At 75.8% G+C, this 21139-nt stretch carries 19 protein-coding genes; 4 read left to right on the forward strand and 15 right to left on the reverse strand.

Annotated features, from left to right (window positions below; genetic code table 11):
• The first annotated feature begins 366 nt into the window (after positions 1 to 366).
• A complete protein-coding gene (locus ACFXPX_RS05450; RefSeq protein ID WP_380639628.1) occupies positions 367 to 1758 on the forward strand; it encodes a streptophobe family protein in 1392 nt (463 codons plus the stop codon).
• A gap of 32 nt (positions 1759 to 1790) precedes the next feature.
• On the opposite strand, the gene ACFXPX_RS05455 is transcribed toward ACFXPX_RS05450, so the two are convergent.
• The 4 genes from ACFXPX_RS05455 to ACFXPX_RS05470 form a co-directional block, all read right to left on the reverse strand.
• Positions 1791 to 2165 (reverse strand): DUF1304 family protein, encoded by a 375-nt coding sequence (locus ACFXPX_RS05455; RefSeq protein WP_380526417.1) that lies wholly within the window; start codon positions 2163 to 2165, stop codon positions 1791 to 1793.
• Positions 2162 to 3235: a serine/threonine-protein kinase gene (locus tag ACFXPX_RS05460; protein WP_380526419.1), complete on the reverse strand. Its 1074-nt coding sequence runs from the start codon at positions 3233 to 3235 to the stop codon at positions 2162 to 2164. The genes ACFXPX_RS05455 and ACFXPX_RS05460 overlap by 4 nt, the downstream gene beginning before the upstream one ends.
• The gene (locus ACFXPX_RS05465; protein WP_380639630.1) at positions 3232 to 3828 is read right to left on the reverse strand and encodes a hypothetical protein; all 597 of its coding nucleotides are present in this window, start codon (positions 3826 to 3828) and stop codon (positions 3232 to 3234) included. Before ACFXPX_RS05465 ends, ACFXPX_RS05460 begins: the two co-directional genes overlap by 4 nt.
• A gap of 109 nt (positions 3829 to 3937) precedes the next feature.
• Positions 3938 to 6331, reverse strand: a complete 2394-nt coding sequence (locus ACFXPX_RS05470; protein ID WP_380639632.1) for an FHA domain-containing protein — start codon at positions 6329 to 6331, stop codon at positions 3938 to 3940.
• Between the two features lie 137 nt (positions 6332 to 6468).
• Between ACFXPX_RS05470 and ACFXPX_RS05475 the strand changes: the two genes are divergently transcribed.
• Entirely contained in the window at positions 6469 to 7818 is a 1350-nt protein-coding gene (locus ACFXPX_RS05475) for an acyltransferase (RefSeq protein ID WP_380526425.1), read from the forward strand.
• A gap of 182 nt (positions 7819 to 8000) precedes the next feature.
• Here ACFXPX_RS05475 and ACFXPX_RS05480 read toward each other — a convergent pair whose 3' ends face one another.
• From ACFXPX_RS05480 to ACFXPX_RS05530, 11 genes are all read right to left on the reverse strand, one after another.
• The gene (locus ACFXPX_RS05480; protein WP_375886904.1) at positions 8001 to 8969 is read right to left on the reverse strand and encodes an alpha-ketoacid dehydrogenase subunit beta; all 969 of its coding nucleotides are present in this window, start codon (positions 8967 to 8969) and stop codon (positions 8001 to 8003) included.
• On the reverse strand, positions 8966 to 10006 hold the full coding sequence (locus ACFXPX_RS05485) for a thiamine pyrophosphate-dependent dehydrogenase E1 component subunit alpha (RefSeq protein ID WP_380639634.1): 1041 nt from the start codon (positions 10004 to 10006) through the stop codon (positions 8966 to 8968). The genes ACFXPX_RS05480 and ACFXPX_RS05485 overlap by 4 nt, the downstream gene beginning before the upstream one ends.
• Positions 10003 to 10917 (reverse strand): phytanoyl-CoA dioxygenase family protein, encoded by a 915-nt coding sequence (locus tag ACFXPX_RS05490; protein WP_375886906.1) that lies wholly within the window; start codon positions 10915 to 10917, stop codon positions 10003 to 10005. The genes ACFXPX_RS05485 and ACFXPX_RS05490 overlap by 4 nt, the downstream gene beginning before the upstream one ends.
• Before the next feature lie 26 nt (positions 10918 to 10943).
• The gene (gene hppD / locus ACFXPX_RS05495; protein WP_380526430.1) at positions 10944 to 11954 is read right to left on the reverse strand and encodes a 4-hydroxyphenylpyruvate dioxygenase; all 1011 of its coding nucleotides are present in this window, start codon (positions 11952 to 11954) and stop codon (positions 10944 to 10946) included.
• A gap of 80 nt (positions 11955 to 12034) precedes the next feature.
• On the reverse strand, positions 12035 to 13300 hold the full coding sequence (locus ACFXPX_RS05500) for a beta-ketoacyl-[acyl-carrier-protein] synthase family protein (protein WP_380592042.1): 1266 nt from the start codon (positions 13298 to 13300) through the stop codon (positions 12035 to 12037).
• Entirely contained in the window at positions 13297 to 14928 is a 1632-nt protein-coding gene (locus ACFXPX_RS05505; protein WP_380639636.1) for a class I adenylate-forming enzyme family protein, read from the reverse strand. The genes ACFXPX_RS05500 and ACFXPX_RS05505 overlap by 4 nt, the downstream gene beginning before the upstream one ends.
• A gap of 217 nt (positions 14929 to 15145) precedes the next feature.
• Entirely contained in the window at positions 15146 to 15664 is a 519-nt protein-coding gene (locus ACFXPX_RS05510; RefSeq protein ID WP_380639638.1) for a hypothetical protein, read from the reverse strand.
• Positions 15665 to 15682: 18 nt separating this feature from the next.
• Positions 15683 to 16879, reverse strand: coding sequence for a beta-ketoacyl synthase N-terminal-like domain-containing protein (locus ACFXPX_RS05515; protein ID WP_380639640.1), 1197 nt, complete (start codon positions 16877 to 16879; stop codon positions 15683 to 15685).
• The gene (locus tag ACFXPX_RS05520) at positions 16876 to 17157 is read right to left on the reverse strand and encodes an acyl carrier protein (RefSeq protein WP_380639642.1); all 282 of its coding nucleotides are present in this window, start codon (positions 17155 to 17157) and stop codon (positions 16876 to 16878) included. Before ACFXPX_RS05520 ends, ACFXPX_RS05515 begins: the two co-directional genes overlap by 4 nt.
• Positions 17154 to 17429, reverse strand: a complete 276-nt coding sequence (locus ACFXPX_RS05525; protein ID WP_360243150.1) for an acyl carrier protein — start codon at positions 17427 to 17429, stop codon at positions 17154 to 17156. The genes ACFXPX_RS05520 and ACFXPX_RS05525 overlap by 4 nt, the downstream gene beginning before the upstream one ends.
• Before the next feature lie 55 nt (positions 17430 to 17484).
• A complete protein-coding gene (locus ACFXPX_RS05530; protein WP_380639644.1) occupies positions 17485 to 18918 on the reverse strand; it encodes a class I adenylate-forming enzyme family protein in 1434 nt (477 codons plus the stop codon).
• Between the two features lie 188 nt (positions 18919 to 19106).
• On the opposite strand from ACFXPX_RS05530, the gene ACFXPX_RS05535 reads away from it, so the two are divergent.
• Both ACFXPX_RS05535 and ACFXPX_RS05540 read left to right on the forward strand, forming a co-directional pair.
• Positions 19107 to 20207, forward strand: a complete 1101-nt coding sequence (locus ACFXPX_RS05535; protein WP_380639646.1) for an alpha-hydroxy acid oxidase — start codon at positions 19107 to 19109, stop codon at positions 20205 to 20207.
• Positions 20208 to 20249: 42 nt separating this feature from the next.
• Positions 20250 to 21056 (forward strand): class I SAM-dependent methyltransferase, encoded by an 807-nt coding sequence (locus ACFXPX_RS05540; RefSeq protein ID WP_380526447.1) that lies wholly within the window; start codon positions 20250 to 20252, stop codon positions 21054 to 21056.
• Positions 21057 to 21139 lie beyond the last annotated feature (83 nt).

Raw genomic sequence — 21139 nt, forward strand, 5'->3', positions numbered from 1 at the left:
CCCGCCGCCCCCGCCGGGCCCGGGGGCCCCCGCGGGGCGGGGGGGGGGGGGCGCCCCGCCCCCCCCCCCGCCGGCCCCCCCCCCCGACGGGGGGCCGGCCAGCGGGCCGGACGGGGGACCGGAGGGCGGGCCGTAGGGCGGCTCGCTCGGCGGGCCGGACGGGGGCGGTTGGGAACTCATCGAGGCTCCGTTTCGCAGGCGGCCGACAGGAACGGTCGGCACGGGAAGCTCCTGCCACTGGGTTCCATTTCTCCCCCGGTGCCCCGTTCGCCGCAACAGCAGGTGGCCCCGCCGTCGCCGAGCGTGCCCCGCGGCGGTCGGTCACCCTGGGAACGGACCAGGCCCGTTCGAGCAGAGGGAGGCGGCATGCAGCAGCCCACCACCGGGGCCGCCGGCCCGCCCGGAGCCGTCCGCGGCTGGCTGGACGCGCTCGCCGCGGTGCTGGCCGGACTCGTCGCGATGGCGGCGGTGGCCGCGCTGGGCCTCTGGCTGGCCGGGGCGAGCGACCTCCCGGAGGGCGGCTTCCCGCCGGTGCTCGCCGCGACGCTGGCGCTGGCCGTCGGCGGCTCGGTCCAACTCGACGGCGGCGCGGGCAGTTTCGCGGCGGTGGACGCCGGGGTCAGCGCGATGCCGCTGAGCGTCTCGCTGGTCGGCGCGGTGGTGATCGCCGAGGTGTTCCTGCGTCAACTGCGCTTCCGTGCGGTCGCGGGAGGCGGTGAACTGCTGGGCCGGATCGCCCGGACGGTGGTGCTCTGGCTGATCGCCCTGGTGGTGATCACCGTCACCGCCAAGCACACCTTCGTGATCCAGCTCGGCGGCAGCCTGGTGGAGACCATCGGCGGCGCGCTCGGGCTCACCCCGGAGGTCGGCTTCCACGCGGACGGCGCCACCACCATCGGCGTCGGGCTGGCCTGGCTGCTGCTGGTGTTCGCCGCGGTCTTCGCGGTCTCCCGCCGGGCGCCGCTGCCGCGCGGCCTGTTGCGCTACCAACTCGCCGTCCGCCCGGCCGCGTTCGCGCTCTGGACGGTCCTGCTCGGGTACGTCGCGATCGGCGCGGTGGCCGGGGTCGTCACCGCGCTCGTGCACGGCAACGCCCGCTCGACCATGGCGGTGCTGCTGCTGGCCCTGCCCGACCTGGTCTGGCTGGCCTTCGGCCTCGGCCTCGGGGCCGTCTGGCACGGCCGGCTGGTCGGCGCGCTCGGCCTGCCCGTGCCCCAACCGCTCAGCGCGGTGCTGCGCGCCCCCGGTGGGGGGTCGGCGACCATCGACCTCGGCACCCTGGCCGAGCACGACGCGCGCAGCTGGTGGCTGCTGCCGGTGGCCGCCGTGCTGCTGACCGCCGCCGCCTTCCTCGCCGCCCGCCGCTCACCGCGCCGCGTCCGGCTCTGGCAGCACTCCGTCCGCTTCGCGCTGGCCACCGCCGTCACCGTGCTGCTGGTGGGCCTGTGGACCCGGATGGACGCCGACTACGGGCTGTCCGTGCTGGGTGTCGGCCTCGGCGAGGGCGGACTGGGGGACCTGCTCGGCGCGGTGCTCGGCGGGGACAACCCGGTGTCGGCGCTGGGCAGCGGCAGCCTGACGCTGCGCCCGGAGCTGTGGACGGCGGTGCCGCTGGCGGCCGGTTGGGGACTGCTGACCGGACTGCTCGGGGCGCTGTTGGCGGCCCGGGTGCGGCACCCCGGGGAGGTCACCGGGGAGCTCGCCGGGGAGGGCGCCGGGGAGGGCGCGGAGAGTACCGGAGCGGGCACCGGCGGCTGAACCCGGAGCGGGCACCCGTACCCGCCCCGGGCTCAGAGCAGTTCGGCGAGCAGGACGGCCGCCGCCGGGACGGCCTGGGCGAGCGCGCCGCGCCACAGCTTCGGCTCCGAGACGAACAGGGTGGTCCCGCCGGCCACCAGGAAGGCCGCGATGTAGAGGATCACCGGCCGCCCCGCCCCGGAGTGCCCGGTGTGCAGCAGGACCAGCCCGGCGACCAGCCCGAGGGCCAGGAACAGGTTGTAGAAACCGACGTTGAACCGCCACAGCCGGACCTCCGGGGCGTCCGCCGTGCTGCCGGTGAGCAGGTAGCGCACCCTCGGGTGCCCGTACAGGTAGCTCTCCAGCGGCCACACCACGAGGTGGATCGCGGCGGCGAGCATGGCGAAGACCTGGCTCACGGCGTTCATGGTCGACGGCTCTCCAGAGCTTCCTGGGACGGGCCCTGACGGTCCCGGTACGGCGGGTGGACGACCGGGCCGGCCCAGGCGGGCGGGTCCGGCACCGGGGTGGGGCCGGAGGCGCGGGCGACCGCGGGGACCACCCGGGTGGGCGGGCCGTCCGCCGTCCAGGGCGCGGGCCCGGTGGACGCGCGCAGCTCGGCGACGAACTGCAGGCAGCTGTCGTACCGCTCCCCGGGCGTCTTGGCGAGCGAGCGGGCCACCACGGCGTCGACCGCCTCGGGGAGGTCGGGGCGGTGCCGGCGCAGTTCGGGCGGCGGGTCGTTGAGGTGGGCCCAGAGCAGTGCGAGGTCGCTCTCCCGGCGGAACGGCGGGGTGCCCGCGAGCATCTCGAAGACCACGCAGCCGAGCGCGTACTGGTCGCAGCGCCCGTCCAGCGGCCGGCCGGAGATCTGCTCGGGCGCGGCGTAGTCGAGGGTGCCGACGATCTGGCCGACGCTGGTCAGCCCGCTGAGCGAGAGGGACTTCTTGGTGAGGCCGAAGTCCGCCAGGTAGAGGTGCTCGGGGTGCTCGCTGTCGGTGCCGGCGGCGACCAGGACGTTGCCGGGCTTGACGTCCCGGTGCACCAGGTCGTGGTCGTGCGCGGCGTCCAGGGCGGAGGCGATCTGCAGGGCCAGCCGGGTGGCGCGCTCGATCGGGAGCGGGGCGTCCCGGTTGATCAGCGCGCGCAGGTCGCCGCCCTCGACGTAGCGCATCGCCAGGTAGAGGATGCCGTCGTGCTCCCCGGCCTCGAACACCGGGACGATGTGCGGGTGGTCGATGCCGGCGGCGGCCTCGGACTCGTGCATGAAGCGCTGCCGGAACACCTCGTTGCGGGCCAGCTCGGGGGCCAGCAGCTTGACCGCGACGGTCCGGCCGAGCCGCAGGTCCTTGGCCCGGTAGACCACGGCCATCCCGCCGCGCCCGATCTCCTGCTCCAGCCGGTAGCCCGCCACCCTCCGCCCGACCAGGCCGGCGGGCAGCCCGTCGGTCGAGGGCGAGGACGGGTCGGAGGCCGGGGGTGGCTCGGCCGGGGTCACGGCTCACCCGTCCGGGTGGGCGCGTACGGGCCATGCGTCTGCGGGTCGGGCACCGGTGCCGCTCCCGGCGCGCCCGCGGACCCGACGGCTGCCTGCCGGTCGGTGGCCGGTGGCCGGTCGGTGGCCGCGTAGGTCTGCAACTGGAGCCCGTCGCAGTAGCACCAGCGGTCGTGCACCGGGTCGAACACCCAGAGCGCCTCGCCGTCCGCGACCAGGCCGATCCGCAGGCCGCGGGTCCGCTCCCGGAAGGACTCCAGGTCCAGGGCGCCCGTGGCGAGGTCCTCCAGCAGGGCGCGGTGCCGGGCGAGTGCGGCCCCGGCCTCGGCGAGGGCGGGCCGGGGGTCGGCGGTGCGGGCGGGCGGTCCGTCCGCGGCGGGGGGCGGCTGGGGGAGCACGACCAGCAGCCGGGCGTCCACCCAGGCGGTCCAGCCGTTGGAGCAGAGCACCTGGGCCCAGTCGCCCTGCCGGGCGATCAGCCGGACCGGGAGCAGCGGGTCGAGCCGGGCGGAGGGCCGTGCCGGGTCCGGCGCCGTCCAGGTCGCCAGGCCGTCCGGCGGGGCGACGTGGGTGGGGCGGAACGCGAACTCGTCCATGGGCGGGTACATTCCCTCCGCCGCGCCGACCGGTGCCGGGGGGGCAGGGGTCGCGAGCGGCATTCGCACCGCAGTTCGTCTCCCACTCTACCGGCGGGGCCGGGGGCGGCTACTTGCGCATGACGCTCGGCTCGTGCCGCCGCAGCAGGGCGAGCACCGCCAGCCCGTACGCCGCCGCGAGGGCGGCCAGCGCGCCCATGGAGACCAGCCAGCCGGTGCGCTCGGGGCGGAACATCGGGTCCGCGGTGATCGGGCTCGGTACGGTGAGCCGGTTCAGGTCGACGGTGCGGGCCATCGCCGACAGGCCCCACCGGGACGGCACCAGCCAGGCGAACTGCTCCAGGCCGGGCACGCCGTGCAGCCGGAGCATCAGGCCGCTGAACACGACCTGGACGATCGCGAGGAGCACCAGCAGCGGCATGGTGGTCTCCTCCTTGGCGACCAGCGCGGACACCACCAGGCCGAGCATCATCGAGGTGAACGCCAGCAGCGCGACCGCGATGATCAGCTCCGGCAGCTGGGGCATCAGCACACCGGTGGTCACCGGCGGCGGGGCGTTCGGGCGGGGCTGCGCGGTGAGCGCGACCCCGGCCAGGCCGACCACCGTCAGCACCGCGGCCTGCGCCACGGTGACCGCGCCGAGCACCACCACCTTCGACACCAGGTACGCCGACCGGGACAGGCCGACCACCCGCTCCCGCCGGTAGATCGCGCGCTCCTTGACCACCTCGCGCACCGCGTTGGCCGAGCCGGTGAGCACCCCGCCGAGACAGAGCGTGAGCAGGCAGTTGATGGCGTTCTCGTCGGTGAGGCGGCTGCCGGCCATCGCCCGGCACATCAGGCCGATGACGAACGGCAGCACGATCATCACGGTCAGGAACAGCCGGTCGGCGGCGAGCACCGCGGCGTAGCGGCGCACCAGCGTGCCCAGCTGGGAGAACCAGCCCTGCGGCTTCTCCCGGCCGACGGGCCGCGCGGCCGCCCCGGCCGCCCCGGCCGACTCCGGCGGGCGGGCCGGGGGCACCGGGTGCGCCGCCTCGGCCGCCACGTACCGCTGGTACTGCGGCGAGGCGCGGAAACGCTGCCGGCAGAGCCCCTCGGCGTCGTTCTCGAAGGCCTCGAAGGCCTCCGGCCACTCCGCCTCGCCGAAGTACGCCAGCGCCTCGGTCGGCGGCCCGTAGTAGGCGGTCCGCCCGCCGGGGGCGAGCACCAGCAGGCGGTCGCACACGTTGAGGCTCAGCACGCTGTGCGTCACCACGACCACCGTGCGGCCGTCGTCGGCCAGCCCGCGCAGCAACTGCATCACCGAGCGCTCCATGCCCGGGTCCAGGCCGGAGGTCGGCTCGTCCAGGAAGAGCAGCGAGGGCTTGGTGAGCAGCTCCAGCGCTATGCTGACCCGCTTGCGCTGGCCGCCGGAGAGGCTGGCGATCACCTGCTGCTCCCGCGCCTCCAGGCCCAGTTCGCCGATCACCTCGGAGACCCTGCCCTCCCGCTCCTCCTTCGCGGTGTCCCCGGGGAAGCGCAGTTCGGCGGCGTACGACAGGGCGCGGCGGACGGTCAGCTGGGTGTGCAGGATGTCGTCCTGGGGGACGAGGCCGATCCGGCGGCGCAGCTCCGCGTAGTCGCGGTAGAGGTCGCGCCCGTCGTACAGCACGGTGCCCTCGTCGGCGGGGCGCAGCCCGGTGAGGGCGTTGAGCAGGGTGGACTTGCCGGCGCCGCTCGGGCCGGCCACCGCGAGCAGGGCCTTCTCGGCGAGCGGGAAGCCGACGTCGTCCAGCAGCACCCGGTGGTCCGGGCCGACCCGGACGACCAGGTGCTGGACGTCCAGCGAGACCTCGCCGGTGTCGGTGTACTCGACCAGCCGGCCGTCGGCCAGGCAGAGCGAGGAGTGGCCGATGCCGACCAGGTCGGCCGGGCCGACCGGGGCGCGGCGGACCGGGCGGCCGTTGAGGTAGGTGCCGTTGTGGCTGTCCAGGTCGACGATCTCGTGCCCGCCGTCGGGCAGTTCGCGCAGCTCGGCGTGGTGGCGGGAGACCACCAGGTCGTCCAGGACCAGGTCGTTGTCGGGGGCGCGGCCGATCCGCAGGGCGCGGCCGGGCAGTTCCAGCACGGCGCTCGGGCTGCGGAAGGTGCCGGAGCTGCGCGGGGCGAGCAGCACCGTGCGCTCGCCGGGGGCGGGGCCGGGCAGGCCGGCGAAGGTCGCGGACGGGCCGGTGGCCGGGTCGCCGAAGCGCAGCCGGGTGCCCGGGCCGACGTCCTCGTGGTCGATCCGGTGGCCCTGGTCGTAGGTGCCGTTGGTGCTGCCGACGTCCTCCAGCAGCCAGTGGCCGTCGGTGGCGCGCAGCACCGCGTGGTGCCAGGAGACCCGGGGGTCGTCCAGCACGATCTCGCTGGTCGGGTCCCGGCCCAGGTGGTAGGCCCGGGTGGGGTCGATCAGCCGGGATTCGTGGTCGGTGACCAGGACGAGGGGCGGCGCGGTGGGTGCGCCGGGGCGCTGTCCCATGCTCGGCATTCTATCGTCGGCGGGCCCGAACGGCCTTTCCGGATCCTGACATTGGACTGGACCACTGCCTCGGCGTAGCACTATCGTTCGGCGTGCCCGCAGGCCGGACCACCGGCCGGACCACCGGATGGGAACCCATGACGATCTGGCCGCATCCGCGCAGCTCCCGGACCGTCCGCGCCGGCCGGGCCGACGGCCGGGTGCTGCGCCTGGGCCTGATGGACACCATGCTCGCCGACCTCGCCGTCTCCGTCGTGCTCTGCTTCGACCGGCCGCTGGACGAGGACCGGCTCGCCGCAGGCCTCGCCCTCGCCCTGGAGCGGGTGCCGGTGTTCGCCGGACGGCTGCGCACCGAGGACGGCGCGCTCCGGGCGGTCTGCGACGACTCCGGGGTGCCGCTCGCGGTCTACACCGTGGACGGCACCCTCGCCGAGGCGATGGGCCGGGTGGTGGCGGCCGGCTCCGAACTGGTCGACCCGGTGGACGCCGTCGCCGCGCGCACCGGCGGTGCCCCGCTGTTCACCGTACGGATCACCCGGACCGCCGACGGCGGGACGGTGCTCGGCTGCTCCTGGCACCACGCGATCGGGGACCTGCACAGCTTCGTGCTGCTGCTGCGGATCTGGTCCGCGGCGGTCGAGGGCGAGCCGCTGCCGGAGGCCGAACTCGTCGACGACCAGGACGCGTTGCTGGCCGCCGTACTGCCGGCCGAGGACTGCGGACGCCCCGGCTTCCGGCTGCCGGAACCGGCGGAGGCGGAGCAGCTGGCCCGCGAGGTCGCGGCCGGACCGCGCGCCAACCGGACCGTCCAGATCGCCTTCACCGAGGCCGAGGTCGACCGGATGCGCGAGGAGTTCGGAGCGGCCGCCGGGCGCCGGCTCTCAGCCGGGGACGCGCTCTGCGCCCATGTGCTCGCCACCCTGCGGGAGTTGGACGGTGACCAGGCCGAGCGGATGCTCACCGTGCCGGTCAACGCCCGCCGCTGGCTGGGCCTTTCGCCCGCCCTGGTGGGCAACCTGCTGAGCGAGGTGCACGTGCCGCACCGGCCGAAGGACGGCCCGGCGGTGCTGGCGGCCGCGCTGCGGACGGCGGTCGAGGAGTTCCCGACCGCCCACCTCAACCTGCGCTCCAACCTGGACTTCCTGGCGGGGCTGGGCCGTTCACGGATGGGGGAGTGCGTGCCGCTGGGCTTCGACCCGCAGCAGCGCCGGTTCAGCTTCTCCAACTGGAGCCGCTTCGGCACCTATCGGGTGAGCTTCCAGGGCCGCTCCCCGGTGTTCGTCAGTCCGGCCGCGAACTACCCGCTCCCCTGGGTGAGTTGGACCATCGAGGGGTACCGCGGCGAGGGGTGGCTCAGCACCGTGGTGCTGCCCGCCCGGCTCGCCGCCCGGGTCCGCGGGGCGGACGGCCGGGCGGCGCTGCACCGGTTCCGGCTGGCGGGCGACGAGCCGCCCGCCTCGGCGGCGGTGCTGCCGAAGGTGCTGTGAGCCCCTCCGGTGCGGCCCGGAAGGCCTGCTCGATCGCCCGGCGGCGCCAGGAGGTCCGCCACCGGGCGGGGGCCGACACCCGCCCGGCGCATGCCCTCGACCCACCGTCACGGTGGTGGCCGGGGGGCCGTGACGGCGGGCCGGAGGTGTCGGGGCCGGGGCTGGGGGTGCCGGGGCGGCGGTCAGCGGGCCTTCACGACGGACCGCAGTGCGTGCCGCAGCTGCTCGCGGCCGGGCTGGACGGCCCGGTCGAGGGCGGGGGCGAAGGGCAGCACCGCGCCGTCCGGGCGGGTGATCCGGCGCGGCGGGGCGATCAGCCGCATCTCCTCGGCGGCGGTGGCGAGCACCTCGGCGCCGAAGCCGCAGCTGCGGTTGGAGTCGTCCACGACGACCAGCCGGCCGGTGCGCTCCAGCGACTCGGCGAGCGCCGGCCAGTCGAAGGGGTGGACGGTGCGCGGGTCGAGCACCTCGACCGAGAGCTCCGGTGCCAGCTCCTCGGCGACGGCCAGGGCGTCGTGCACCAGGTGCCCGAGGGCGACCAGGGTGACGTCCGTGCCGGGTCGGTGGATCCGGGCCCGGCCGAGCGGCACCGGGGCGAGTTCCCAGGTCACCGTCTCGCGCACCGCCAGGGCGGCCGCCGGGGCGAACACCACCACCGGGTCCGGGTCGCGGATCGCCGAGCGCAGCAGCCCGTAGGCGTCGGTCGGGGTGGCGGGCACCACGGTCTTCACCCCGGCGTGCGCGAACAGGCTGTACGGGTGGTCGGAGTGCTGCCCGGCCCAGCCGTCCCGGGAGCCCGAGCCGGGCACCAGGCAGGTCAGCGGGACGGCCGCCTGGCCGCCGGTCATCAGCGAGAACTTGTGGGCCTGGTTGACGAGTTGCTCGAAGACCAGGAAGAGCAGCGAGGGGATCTGGAACTCCAGCACCGGCCGCCGCCCGGCCAGGGCGGCGCCCATCGCCATCGCGGTGAAGGCCTGTTCGGAGAGCGGGGTGTCCACGATCCGCTCCGGGCCGAAGCGGTCCAGCAGGCCCAGGGTGGGGCCGGCCAGGCCGGCGCCGATGTCCTCGCCGAACACGCAGACCGCCGGGTCCTCGGCGAGTTCGTCGGCCAGGGCCCGGTTGAGCGCCTTGGTGTACGAGAGCCTGGTCACGCCGACACCCCCGCCCGGGGCCGCAGACCGTCGGCGTACAGGTGGTCCAGCGCGCCGGCCGGGTCCGGGTGGGCCGAGGCCAGGGTGAACTCCTCGGCGGCGGCGAGCTGTTCGGCCACCGAGCGGTCCAGTTCGGCGACCGCGGCCCGGTCCAGCGGGGCGGCGGCCCGGGCCAGCGGGTCGCGCTCGCGCCAGGCCGCGACCTCCTCGGGGGTGCGGTAGCGCAGTTTCATCCGGCGTTCCATGGTGTGGTGGCCCTCGTAGCGGTAGGTGCGGCACTCCAGGAAGCCGGGGCCGCCGCCCGCGCGGGCCCGCTCGACCGCGCGCAGGGCGGCGGCCCGGACGGCCTCGGTGTCCATGCCGTCCACCTGCTCGGCGGGGATGCCGAAGGCGGCGGCCCGGCCGGTGGCGGTGCCCGCGACGGCGGTCGCGGCGGGCAGGGTGGTGGCGTAGCCGTTGTTCTCGCAGACGAAGAGCACCGGCAGCCGCCACATCGCCGCGAGGTTGAGCGACTCCAGCAGCACGCCCTGGTTGAGCGCGCCGTCGCCGAAGAAGGACACCGCGACCGGGCTGCCCTCGGTCCCGCTCTCGGCGTGCGTGGCGTGCGTGGCGTGCGTGCTGTGCTTGGCGGCCCAGGCGGCGCCCACCGCGATCGGCGCTCCGGCGCCGACGATGCCGTTGGCGCCGAGGATGCCCAGCGAGAGGTCGGCGGCGTGCATCGAGCCGCCCCGGCCGCCGTTCAACCCGTCGACCCGGCCCGCGAGTTCGGCGAGCAGCCGGTCCGGGGCGGCGCCCCGGGCGAGCACGTGGCCGTGGCCGCGGTGGGTGCTGGTCAGCCGGTCGGCCGGGCCGAGCGCCGAGCAGACGCCGACCGCGACGGCCTCCTGCCCGATGTACGGGTGGATGCCGCCGGGGATCGCGCCGGACTTCACCAGGCCGAGCGCCAGCTCCTCGAAGCCGCGGATCAGCCGCAGCATCCGGTAGCGCTCGGCCGGGGCGGCCAGCGGGGCGATCGCGGCCGCGGGCGGTGCCGTCACAGCGTTCCCCGCCAGACCGTCGGGCAGAACGCCGGGTCGGCGTAGTCCGGTCGGCCGTCGGCGGTGCGGCGCACCAGCACGTCGTGGTTGTACACCACCGGGCCGCCGTCCGGCCCTTCGTGCCGCCGGTACTCGTTGGCGCCGTCCTGGAGGTGCAGCGAGACGGCCCGGCGGGGGAAGGAGGCCAGGTTGGGGCCGCTGCCGTGGTAGGTGCGGCAGTGGTGGAAGGACATGTGGCCGCGCGGGATCAGCATCGGGACCTTCCGCACCCGCTGCCCGTTGAACGCGGCGTTGGCGTCCAGGATGGCGTCCAGCTCGGAGTTGTCGCGGTCGGCGAAGTGCCGGGTGGAGTCCTCGCCGGAGGGCATCTCCCGCCAGCGGTGGCTGCCGTCGACCATGGTGATGGTGCCGTTCTCCTCCCGGCAGTCGTGGAACGGGATGAAGGCGGTGAGCATGGACTGGGAGGTCGAGGTCTGCCAGTAGTGCTTGTCGAAGTGCCAGGGCACGTGGTTGCTGGGCTCCCCGGGCACCGGGGGCTTGTAGATCAGGGTGGCCTGGAAGATCCGGATCTCCTCGGCCCCGGCGAGCAGTGCGGCGACCGCGCCGACCAGCGGCTTGCGCAGGATCGCGCCGATCGCGTCGCTCTCGTGGTGGACGTAGTCGTTGTGCCGCTGGACCGGCCCGTGCGAGGGCTCCCAGGCGGCCAACCGGGGCGGGCGGACGGGCAGTTCACGGTCCCGGTGGCCCGCGTAGTACAGCTCGGTGGCGGCCTGGAGGGTGTCCAGCTCCTCGTCGGTGAACAGCCGGCGGGAGAGGTACCAGCCGTGCTCGCGGTAGTGCGCCACCTCCTCGGGGGTGGGCAGCAGGGCGTGCTCGGCGTCGGTGAGGCGGAACTCGGTGGCGGTGGTCATCGGTGGTGCTTCCCTTCTGGGGGCGGTCAGCGGGCGGCGGCGGAGGTCTGTCGCTCGACCGCCTCGTAGAGCGCCTTGATGTTCGCGGTGCCGAACGTGCCCGCGCCCTGGCGCTCGATCAGTTCCAGGAAGGAGGTGCGCCGCGGGTGGGTCGAGCGGGCGAAGATCTGGAACAGCTGGCCGCCGTGGTCCTGGTCCACCAGGACGTGCAGGTCGCGCAGGGTCTCCACCGGGATGGCCGTCCCGCCGAGCCGCTCGGTGAGCGCGTCGAAGTAGGCGCCCGGGGTGGTCAGGAACTCCACGCCGCGGGAGCGGGCGGTGCGCACGGCGGTGGCGATGTCGTGGGTGCTGAACGCCAGGTGCTGCACCCCGGCGCCGCCGTGGGCGGACAGGAACTCGTCGATCTGGCCCGGGCGGCGGGCGGTGTCGGGCTCGATCAGGGTGAAGGTGACCAGGCCGGAGGAGCTCTGCACCACGGTGGAGTCCATGGCCTGCTCGCCGACCTCGATGTACTCCTCGAAGATCGCGTGGAAGCCGAGCGCGGCCTCGCAGAACCGTACGGCGTCGGCGAGTTCGCCGCCGGGCAGGCAGATCGCGACGTGGTCGAGGGCCTCCAGTAGCCCGGGGCCGGTGCTCCCGGTCGCCCCGTCGGCCCGGTCCGCCCCGGCCGCGTGCATCGAGGTGAACCGCAGGGCGGTGTCGCCGAATCCGGCGATCAGGCAGGCCTCCCGGTCCAGCACCCGGGCGCCGTGCCGTTCGGCCCGCTCCAGGGCGGCCCGCGGGTCGGTGCAGCCGAGGGCGAGCGCGGCGACGCCGTCGCCGTGCCGGGCGACGTAGGCGGACACCGGGTGGCCGGGGTCGGCGGCGGCGGTCAGGCGCAGCCGGATCGAGCCCTGGGCGAGGTCGATGGTGCGGGTGCCGTCCGCCGAGGTGGTCGGGGGTGCGGCGGTGAAGTCGTAGTCGGCGTGCAGTTCGGCGGCGGTCTTGTCGGCGTCCGCGCAGTGGAACTCGACGCGGGCGATGGTCTGGATGGACAACGGGATCTCCCCCCGGAGGGATGGTGGTTCGAGGAGCGGCGCGCTGCCGGGCGGCGCTGCCCGGCGAGGACCCGCGGGAGCTAGCGCGTGGCGTCGACGGGGCGGACGGAGGCCGGGCCGAGGATCAGGCTGAGGTTGTGGCCGCCGAAGGCGAAGGCGTTGCTCAGCGCGGCGCGCACCGGGGTGGACCGGGCGGCGCCCCGGACGTGGTCCAGGTCGCAGGCCGGGTCCGGGTCGACCAGGTTGAGCGTCGGCGGCAGCGTCCCCCTCGCCACCGCCAGGGCCGTCACCGCTGCCTCCAACGCGCCTGCGGCGCCCAGGAGATGGCCGGTGGAGCCCTTGGTGGAGCTGACCGCAGGCCGGTGCGCGCCGAAGACGGCGTGCAGGGCGGCGGTCTCCGCCACGTCACCGAGCTTGGTGCCGGTGCCGTGGGCGTTCACGTAGTCGATGTCCTCCGGGGCCAGGCCCGCGTTGGCGAGCGCGGCGCGCATCGCGTCGGCGGCGCCGGCGCCGTCCGGGCGGGGCATGGTCGGGTGGTGGGCGTCGGTGGAGGCGCCCCAGCCGAGCACGTCCGCGTAGCCGGTGGCGCCGCGCGCGGCGGCGTGGCTCGCGCTCTCCAGGACGAGGACGGCGCTGCCCTCGCCCAGCACGAAGCCGTTGCGGCGGCTGTCGAAGGGCCGGCTGGACTGCTCCGGATCCTCCCAGCCCTGCGCCAGGGCACGGGCGTTGGTGAAGGCGGCGGCGATGGTCGGGTGCAGCGAGGACTCGGTGCCGCCGCACACCACCACGTCGGCGTCGCCCGCGCGGATCAGCCGCAGCCCCTCCGCGATCGCCTGGGCGCCGGCCGCGCAGGCCGTCACCACGGCCGAACTGTAGCCCCGGATGCCGTACTTGATGGCGATCCGGGCGGCGGCCATGTTGGAGAGCATGCCGGGCAGCAGGTACGGGCTGACGCCGGGGCGGCCGCGCTCCAGCCGGCGGTGCGACTGCTGCTCGAAGGTCTCCAGGCCGCCGCCCCCGGTGGCCAGCACCACGGCGGTGCGGTGCGGGTCGGCGTCACGGCCGACCACCAGGGCGGCGTCGGCGAGCGCGTCGTCGGCCGCGGCCAGGGCGAGCAGCACGAAGCGGTCCACGCAGCGGGTCTCGGTGGGCGGCAGCACCTCGCGGCCGTCCACGGCGGGGGCGATCCCGGCGGCGGGCAGCCAGCCGTGCGCGGGGTGGTCCTCGGGGACGGCCCGCAGGCCGGAGCGGCCGGCGGCCAGCGCCTCGAACACCTCGGCGGGCCCCCGGCCGAGCGGGGAGACCAGGCCGATGCCGGTGATGACGGCGGCTTCGCGGTCGGTCATCGGGCGCTCACCGCCGCCAGGTGGCGCTCACGCAGCAGGACCTTGCGGACCTTGCCGGTCGGGCCGAGCGGGATGTCGTCGCCGGTGACCACCAGGACCTTGCGGACGGTCGCGGCGGTGGCCTCGTCCAGGGCGGCGACGACGGCCTCGGCGCGGTCGGCCTCGGCTGCGGCGTCCCGGTCGGCGTCCTCGCCGAGGAGCAGCAGCACGTCGGTGACCACCTGCTCGCCGTCCCGGACGGCGACCACCGTGCAGTCCAGCACGTCCGGGCGGGCGGCCAGCACCCGCTCCTCCGACATCGCGGTGAACAGCCGCTTGCCGTCGGCGAGTTCGAGCGAGTCCACGGCCCGGTCGACGTGGTAGTAGTAGCCCTCCTCGTCCCGGTACATCAGGTCCCCGGTGAGGAAGCGGCCGCGCAGCCGGGTGCGGAAGGTGGTGGCCGAGTCGTTCCAGTAGCCGAGGGCCAGGGTCGGTGAGGCGGTGGCGAGTTCGCCGACCTCGCCGGGGCCGAGCGGTTCGCCGTCCGGGCCGACCACTTCGCAGTCGACGAAGGCGTGCGGGCGGCCGACGCAGCGGCCGTAGCGGTCGGTGCCGGGGCCGTGGGTGATGAAGAAGTGCGAGTGGCCCATCTCGGTGGAGCCGAGGCCGTCCACGAACAGCGAGCCGGGCTGCCGGGTGCGGCCCTGCCGGGTGACGGTCTCCCGGCTGCCGGTGGCGATCAGTCGGCGGATGTGCACCTCGTGGGCGCAGTCGCCGGTGTTCCACCAGAGTGCGACGGAGGCCAGGTCCCGTGCGGCCAGGTCGTGGTGGGCGAGGTCCGCCCAGGTGGCGGCGAAGCCGATCACCCCGGTGGGGTGCCACTGCTCGATCGCGTCCAGCACGCCGGCGCCGGACTGGCCGGACAGGCAGGCCAGTTCGGTGTGCGAGCTGAGCGCGAGGTTGAGCGCGATCAGGGTCGCGGCGTGCGGGGCGGGCAGGGCGCTGAGCATCCGGTCCTGGCCCTGCGGGCGGGGCAGCCGCAGCCGGTGGCGGATCGCCGCGTACAGGCCGGCGTGGGAGTGCACGACGGCCTTCGGCATGCCGGTGGTGCCGGAGGAGTGGGTGATCGCCACCGGGTCGCCGGACCAGTGCCGGTAGGGCTCCGGGGCGGCGTCCGGGTCGCCCGCGCCGAGGGTGGAGATCTCCGGCAGCAGCGGTGCGCCCGGGTCGTACTCGGCCAGGGCGGCCAGGTGGGCCGGGTCGGCGAGCACCCCGACGGCGCCGAGCCGGGCGATGTAGCGGGCGGCGCGCTCGGCGTCCAGGTTGGGGTTGAGCAGCGCGGGGACGGCGCCGAGCCGGGCCAGGGCGAGGAAGGCGAGCACGTGCTCGGCGGCGTCGCTCGCGTGCACCACGACCGGGTCGCGCCGGGTGATGCCGAGGCCGTGCAGGGCGGCGGCGCGGGCCCGGACGGCGCGGTCGAGCTCGCGCAGGGTGAGCGGCTGCCAGGCGGGGTGGCCGTCCACCGGGGTGTCGAAGGTGAGCAGCGGCTCGTCGAGCCCCTGGCCGAGGGCGATCCGGGCGGTCAGCACGTTGCCGGCGCCCACGTCGGGGTCGTCCGCGAGCTGGGTGCGGAGACTGCGGATGGTCACGGGGGTGGATCCCTCCCTCGGGGCCGGGGCGGCCCGGGCGGCTGATCGGGTGTCGGGGTGCGGCCGGCGCGGACGGCGGCCGGGCGGGGGTGGGGCGTCGGCCGTGGCGGGGCGTCGGCGGTGCGAGGGTGGGCCGGGCGGGTCGCTGGTGTGCCGGGTACGGCTGCGTCAGGCGGCGGGCCTCATCGATGGCTACGGGCGCCGCCGGCCCGCGGGTTCAGTCGGCGGGCCCGGCGAGCAGCACGGCCACGGCGTGGTCACCGTCGGGGCCCTGCTCGGCGGCGATCACCAGGACGTGGTCGGCGTCCCCGTCGGCCAGCAGCAGCGCGGCCAGCTCGTAGGCGTCCGCGGGGACGGTGCCGGGTACGGCCTCGACCGGGCTGATCGCCACGACGGGGCCGGTCAGGCCCCAGCGGGCGGCGATGTGCCCGAGGACGGCGTTGGGGTTGGACTGGAAGAACAGCAGCGGGGCCGGGCGGTGTCCGGGCTCCGCGCTCCGGTCGATGGCGCGCGCGGTGGCGAGGTCGCCGCCGGCGCTGGCGAGCAGCAGGGCGGTGCGCCCGGGGGCGGGCGGCGGGCCGTGGTGGGCCCGCAGGCAGTGGTCGGCGGTGTCGGCGATCAGCGGGGCCAGGCCGGCGGGGGTGAAGCCGGGCAGCGGTGGCGGGGGCCCGGGGAGGTCCGGGCCGGGGCGGCGGGCCTCGGCGAGGACGCGCGGGGCGGCGGCAGGGGTGGTCATGGTGTGTGGGTGTCCGGGTCAGGCGGCGGCCAGCAGCAGGGCGGTGTTGGCCCCGCCGAAGGCCGAGTTGAGGGTGAGCGCGTAGTCGGGGCGGGTGGTGTGCGGGCCGTCCAGCACGAGGCCCAGCCGGACGTCGGGGTCGGGGCCCAGCCAACCGGCGTTGACCGGGGTCAGTCCGCTCTCCAACGCTCCGACGGTGACGGCGAGTTCGAGCAGGGCGGAGGCCTCCAGCGCGTGGCCGTGCACCGATTTGCTGGAGCTGACCGGCAGTCGGTCGGTGTGCGGGCCGAACACCGTGTGCAGGGCGGTGGCCTCGGCCCGGTCGGCGAGCTCGGAACCGGTGCCGTTGGCGTTGACGTAGCCGACCTGGTCCGGGGTGATGCCCGCGCGGCCCAGTGCGGCCTCGATCGCCCGGGCGACCCCGGTGCCGTCCGGCTCCGGTCGGCAGACGTGGTGGGCGTCCCCGGTCCGGCCCCAGCCGGCCAGCCGGGCGAGTGCGGGAGCCGAGCGCCGTTCGGCGGCCGGGGCGGACTCGACCAGGACGGCGACGGCCGCGTCGCCGAGCAGGGTGCCGGTGCGGCCGGCGCTGAACGGGCGCAGTTCGCCGTCCCGGGCCAGGGCGCGTCCGGCGTCGAAGACGGCGAACACCCCGGGCTCGACCAGGTGGCCGGCCGCGACCAGGACCCGTTCGTGCCGACCGGCGGCGACCAGGGCGGCGGCGTCGGCGACCGCGGTGGCGGCCGCCACGCAGGCGCCGGTGTACACCCGGGTGACGCCCGGCGCGCCCCAGTGCGCCCGGACCCCGGCGGCCACCGCGTCGGCGGTGGCGCGGGTGCGCCCGTCGCTGTGCAGGGCGAGCAGGACGGGCATCGCGGCGCCCTCGGCGGCGGTCAGCCCGGCCTGCCGGCCGGCCTGTCCGATCGCCTCCAGCACGGCCCTGGCCAGCGGGAAGGTGCTGGCCAGCGGTACCGTCCCGGGCAGCAGAGCGGCCCGGGTGGTGCGCCGGCCGGTCACGTCGAAGCGGGTCACCTCGGTGAACGCGGCCTTGCCGTGGGCGGCGGCCTCGGTCAGCGCGGTGAGCCCGCGTCCGGCGGCGCTGAGCACCCCGACGCCGGTGACGACCGGGCGGGCGGCGACCGCCACGGGCCCGGGCGCGGCGGGCCGGGGCGGCGGGCCGGGCGTGCCGGTGCCAGTGCCAGTGTCGGTGCCGGTCACGGCCGCGCTCCGGCGCGGGCGGCCAGCACCGTCGAGCGCAGCAGCTCGGTGGCGTCGTCGATCGTCCGCACGGCGCCGAAGTGCTCGTCGTCCAGGTCCAGCTGGATTCCGTAGCGCTGCTCGAACTCGGCGATCAGCCAGGTCAGTTCGAGCGAGCCGAGTTCCTCGGGCACGGTGTCGGCGGCGCGCTGCCCGAACGCCGCCAGCATCGCCAGGACCTCGGCCCGGTCGGGGAGCGCCCCGGGGGCGGAGTCCGCGGGGCGGGCGGAGTCGTTCACGCCGCGCTGCCGGTGGCGGCGGGGAGGGCGTCGATCCGCTTGACCACGTCGGCGGTGAACTCGTCCAGGGTCATCATCGCGGTGGTCTCCATCTCGTCCAGGTCGAACTTGATCCCGAACTCGTCCTCGACCTGCACCGAGAGTTCGGCCAGGGCGAGCGATTCGAGGTCCAGTCCGGCCGGGCCGAGGTCGGTGTCCCCGGTGACCTCGGAGACGTCGTACTGCATCTCGGTGAGGGCGGCCAGAACGAACGCGCGGATGCGGTCCTGCATGAGTGGGCTCCTTGTCGGGGTTGTCCGGAGGGTGTCCGGCGGGTGGTGCGTCCGGTCAGCGCACGGTGGCCGCGGCGGTGTCGCGCAGGGCGGCCGGGTCGCGCAGCAGCTTTCCGGTGGCGGTGCGGGGGAGGGCGGGCAGCAGGACGAGGCGGCGCGGCCGCTTGTAGGCGGCGAGCCGACGGGCCAGCCCGTCCTGGAGGAGGGCGGGTTCGGCCCCGGCCTCGACGGACAGGTACGCCTCGATCGCCCCGTCGTCGAAGACGACGACCGCCTCGCGGACCTCGGGCAGCGCGGCGAGGGTCTGCTCGACCTCGGTGAGGTCGACCTTCAATCCGCCGATCGAGACCTGGGAGTCGAGCCGGCCGTGCACGGTGACCAGGCCGGTCGCCTCGTCCAGGGCGGCGGCGTCGCGGGTGTGCAGCCAGCCGTCCGACCAGCGGCCCGGGTCGTCCAGCCCCGGGTACGGGGAGGTGGCGGCGCCGAGCTGCAGCTCGCCGGCGACGAGCCGCATCCGCATGCCGTGGACGGGGCGCTTGGCGGGGTGCAGCGTTCCGTCGAGGTCGGTGGCGATGACCCCGGTCTCGGTCATGCCGTACATGGTGCCGAGCGGTACGCCGTACCGTTCGGTGAACAGCGCGGGCAGGCCGGGGCGGACCAGTTCGCCCGCGACGACCATCCGGCGCAGCTGCGGCAGCGCCGGGGGAGTGACCGTCCCCGCCAGCAGCTCGGCGTGGAAGGGCACTCCGACGACGGTGGTCGGCCGCTGGTCGGCGGCGACCGCGGCGAGGATGCCGGCCGCCGTCATCCGCTCCGGGACGGTGAGCACGGCCCGGGCGTGCAGGGCGTTGAGCAGCCCGCCGACCAGCCCGAGCACGTGCACCACCGAGGACAGCAGGACGACCCGCTCGCCCTCGCCGGGGAACTCCACCAGCCTGCGGTAGCAGTCGAGTTCGCGCAGCAGGTCGGTGGCGGTGCGGGCGATGACCTTGGCCGGGCCGGTGGACCCGGAGCTGAGCTGGATCAGGGCGTGCCCGGTGCGGGCCGGGAGCCCGTCCGGCAGCGGGACGGCGACCGGCTCGACCTCGGAGAAGCCGCGCAGCGCCGCGGCGGGCCGGTGGGCGGAGCCTACCAGCACCTGCGGAGCCAGCCGGGCCACCGCCGCGTCCACTTCGTGGTCGGTCAACCGGTGGTCGAGCAGTGCGACTTGGGCGCCGAGCCGCCAGCAGGCCAGCAGTTCGGCGACGAAGGCCACCGAGGGCGGCAGCCGCAGCGCGGCGGTGCCGCCCGGGCCGAGCCCGGCGGCGGTCAGTCGGTCGCACTGGTCCTCGACCAGGGCGCGCAGGGCGTCCCGGTCGAGGGGTGCGCCGAAGTGCAGGCACTCCTCGCCGCCCGGTCCGGCCAGCAGCGACCGTTCGACCCAGTCCTGCGGGGCGTCGGCGTGCGGCGGGGCGGAAAGCGGAAGGGAAAAGCGGGAAAAGCCGGTCAACGCGGCTCCACAACAAGTGAGGGGATTTGACATGGACGCAATGGGCGTCGTTCTCAACCAATACGGTCAATTCCGTTGCCAGACCTTGGCACAGACGTTTGGTCAAATCAAGGTCTATACCAATGTGCTCGTTGCTCCTACGCTGCCGAACCGGGACCGGCCCGCGCGTGGCCGTCCGGGAAACGAGGATGCCCGTGGGAGCACTCACGCTGGCCGGGATCGAGCACGCCGCACGCGACCGACTCCCCCCGGAAATCTGGGACTTCATCGAAGGCGGCAGCGGCGCGGAACGCACTCTGACGGCGAACCGGGAGGTGTTCGGGCACTATGCACTGCGCCCGCGCACCCTGGTCGACGTCTCGGCCTGCGACCCCGCGCTGACCCTGCTCGGCGCCCCGCTGCGGATCCCGCTGGGCATCGCCCCGATGGCCTACCACCGGCTGGTCGACCCGGAGGGCGAGACCGCCACCGCGCGCGCCGCCGGGGCGGCCGGCGCCCTGCTGGTCGCCGGGATGTTCGCCAGCCGCACCCTGGAGGAGATCGCCGCGGCCGCCACCGGCCCGCTCTGGCTCCAGCTCTACTGGCTGCGCCGCCGCGACGCCCTGGCCGCCCTGGTCGAACGCGCCGAGGCGGCCGGCTTCCGGGCCCTGGTGCTGACCGTGGACGCGCCCAGGATCGGCCGTCGGCTGCGCGACCTGCGCAACGGCTTCGCCGTCCCGCCCACCGTCCGCGCGGTCAACCTGGACGAGACCCTGATGTCCGCCAGTCACCGCGCCACCGACGGCGGTTCCGGCATCGCCGAGCACGCCCGCGAGCAGTTCGACCCCACCCTGAGCTGGTCCGACCTGGCCTGGCTGCGCGAGCGCACCCGGCTGCCGCTGGTCCTCAAGGGCGTGCTGACCGCCGAGGACGCCCGGCTGGCCGTCGAGCACGGCGTGGACGCCCTCCTGGTGTCCAACCACGGCGGCCGCCAGCTCGACGGCGCGCTGCCCGCCCTGGCCGCCCTCCCCGAGGTGGTCGACGCGGTGCCCGCCGAGCTCCCGGTACTCCTGGACGGCGGCGTGCGCACCGGCACCGACATCGCCGTCGCCCTCGCCCTCGGCGCCCGGGCCGTGCTGATCGGCCGCCCCGCCCTGTGGGGCCTCGCCGTCGACGGCGAGGCCGGGGTGCACCGGGTACTCCGCCTGCTGCACGAGGAACTCGACCACACCCTGGCCCTGTTGGGCCGCCCCCGGCTCGCCGACCTGGGCCGCGACGCCCTCGCGCGCTGGCCCCGCCCGGTCGGCTGAACCGCGCCGTACCCGCAGCCCGTTCCTCCAGAAGGAGAACCGATGACCGAACCGACGAGCAGGACCGACGACCGCTTCCCCGGCTGGGACTGGGACGACCCGGACGGGCTGGAGACCCGCCTGGACGCCTTCAGCGCCCAGGTCGCCACCTGCAAGACCCTCGAAGCCCGCCCCGGCGCCCTGCCGCACGACCACCACGACTTCCGCGAACTCGGTCTCACCGGCATCGAGTTCGCCGCCTTCCGGACCGCCCACCCGGAAGGCCTCGGCACCGACCTGGCCACCCTGCGCGGCGCCGCGGCCGACGGCGGGCCCGGCCCCGCCACCGAGCCCGGCACCCTCTACCGGGTCGACGGCGACCGCTGGTTCACCCAGCTGGACGTCTCCCGCCCGCTGCCCTTCGCCGACGCCAGCGTCGACTGGGTCTACGCCGAGCACCTGATCGAGCACGTCACCCTGCCCGTCGCGGTCGGCTGGCTGCGCGAGGCCCGCCGGATCCTGCGCCCCGGCGGCGTCCTGCGCCTCACCACCCCCGACCTCGCCCGCTACCTGGTCGGCTACGCCACCGGCGACGGCTTCCTCGGCAAGCACCGCCGCCGGCTCGGCACCCTGGGCTTCGGCCCGCCGATGCCCGCCCGGCCGGCCTTCCTGGTCAACCAGATCTTCCGGTACTACGGCCACCAGTGGATCTACGACCTGGACGAACTGCGGCACGTGCTGACCCTGGCCGGGTTCACCCCCGACCAGATCCGGCACTGCGCCTACCGCCAGGGCCTCCGTTCGGACGTCGCCGACCTCGACACGGCCTTCCGCACCGACGAGACCGTCTACGTCGAGGCCGACCGCTGAACCGGGGCCGAACCCCTGGCCGACCACAGCCCGCCGCAACCCCGCCGCAACCCCGCTGAACCCCCGCCGAGCCGCCGCCCGGC

Origin of the sequence: Kitasatospora sp. NPDC059146, from assembly GCF_042786665.1 — a bacterium.
In the GTDB taxonomy this organism is placed as follows: Bacteria; Actinomycetota; Actinomycetes; order Streptomycetales; family Streptomycetaceae; genus Kitasatospora.

What these genes read in the sequence shown, in the direction of transcription:
- ACFXPX_RS05450 (WP_380639628.1), top strand. Translation starts at nt 367, where the DNA reads ATGCAGCAGCCCACCACCGGGGCCGCCGGCCCGCCCGGAGCCGTCCGC.
- ACFXPX_RS05455 (WP_380526417.1), bottom strand. Translation starts at nt 2,165, where the DNA reads ATGAACGCCGTGAGCCAGGTCTTCGCCATGCTCGCCGCCGCGATCCAC.
- ACFXPX_RS05465 (WP_380639630.1), bottom strand. Translation starts at nt 3,828, where the DNA reads ATGGACGAGTTCGCGTTCCGCCCCACCCACGTCGCCCCGCCGGACGGC.
- ACFXPX_RS05470 (WP_380639632.1), bottom strand. Translation starts at nt 6,331, where the DNA reads ATGGGACAGCGCCCCGGCGCACCCACCGCGCCGCCCCTCGTCCTGGTC.
- ACFXPX_RS05475 (WP_380526425.1), top strand. Translation starts at nt 6,469, where the DNA reads ATGACGATCTGGCCGCATCCGCGCAGCTCCCGGACCGTCCGCGCCGGC.
- ACFXPX_RS05490 (WP_375886906.1), bottom strand. Translation starts at nt 10,917, where the DNA reads ATGACCACCGCCACCGAGTTCCGCCTCACCGACGCCGAGCACGCCCTG.
- ACFXPX_RS05500 (WP_380592042.1), bottom strand. Translation starts at nt 13,300, where the DNA reads ATGACCGACCGCGAAGCCGCCGTCATCACCGGCATCGGCCTGGTCTCC.
- ACFXPX_RS05510 (WP_380639638.1), bottom strand. Translation starts at nt 15,664, where the DNA reads ATGACCACCCCTGCCGCCGCCCCGCGCGTCCTCGCCGAGGCCCGCCGC.
- ACFXPX_RS05525 (WP_360243150.1), bottom strand. Translation starts at nt 17,429, where the DNA reads ATGCAGGACCGCATCCGCGCGTTCGTTCTGGCCGCCCTCACCGAGATG.
- ACFXPX_RS05535 (WP_380639646.1), top strand. Translation starts at nt 19,107, where the DNA reads ATGCCCGTGGGAGCACTCACGCTGGCCGGGATCGAGCACGCCGCACGC.
- ACFXPX_RS05540 (WP_380526447.1), top strand. Translation starts at nt 20,250, where the DNA reads ATGACCGAACCGACGAGCAGGACCGACGACCGCTTCCCCGGCTGGGAC.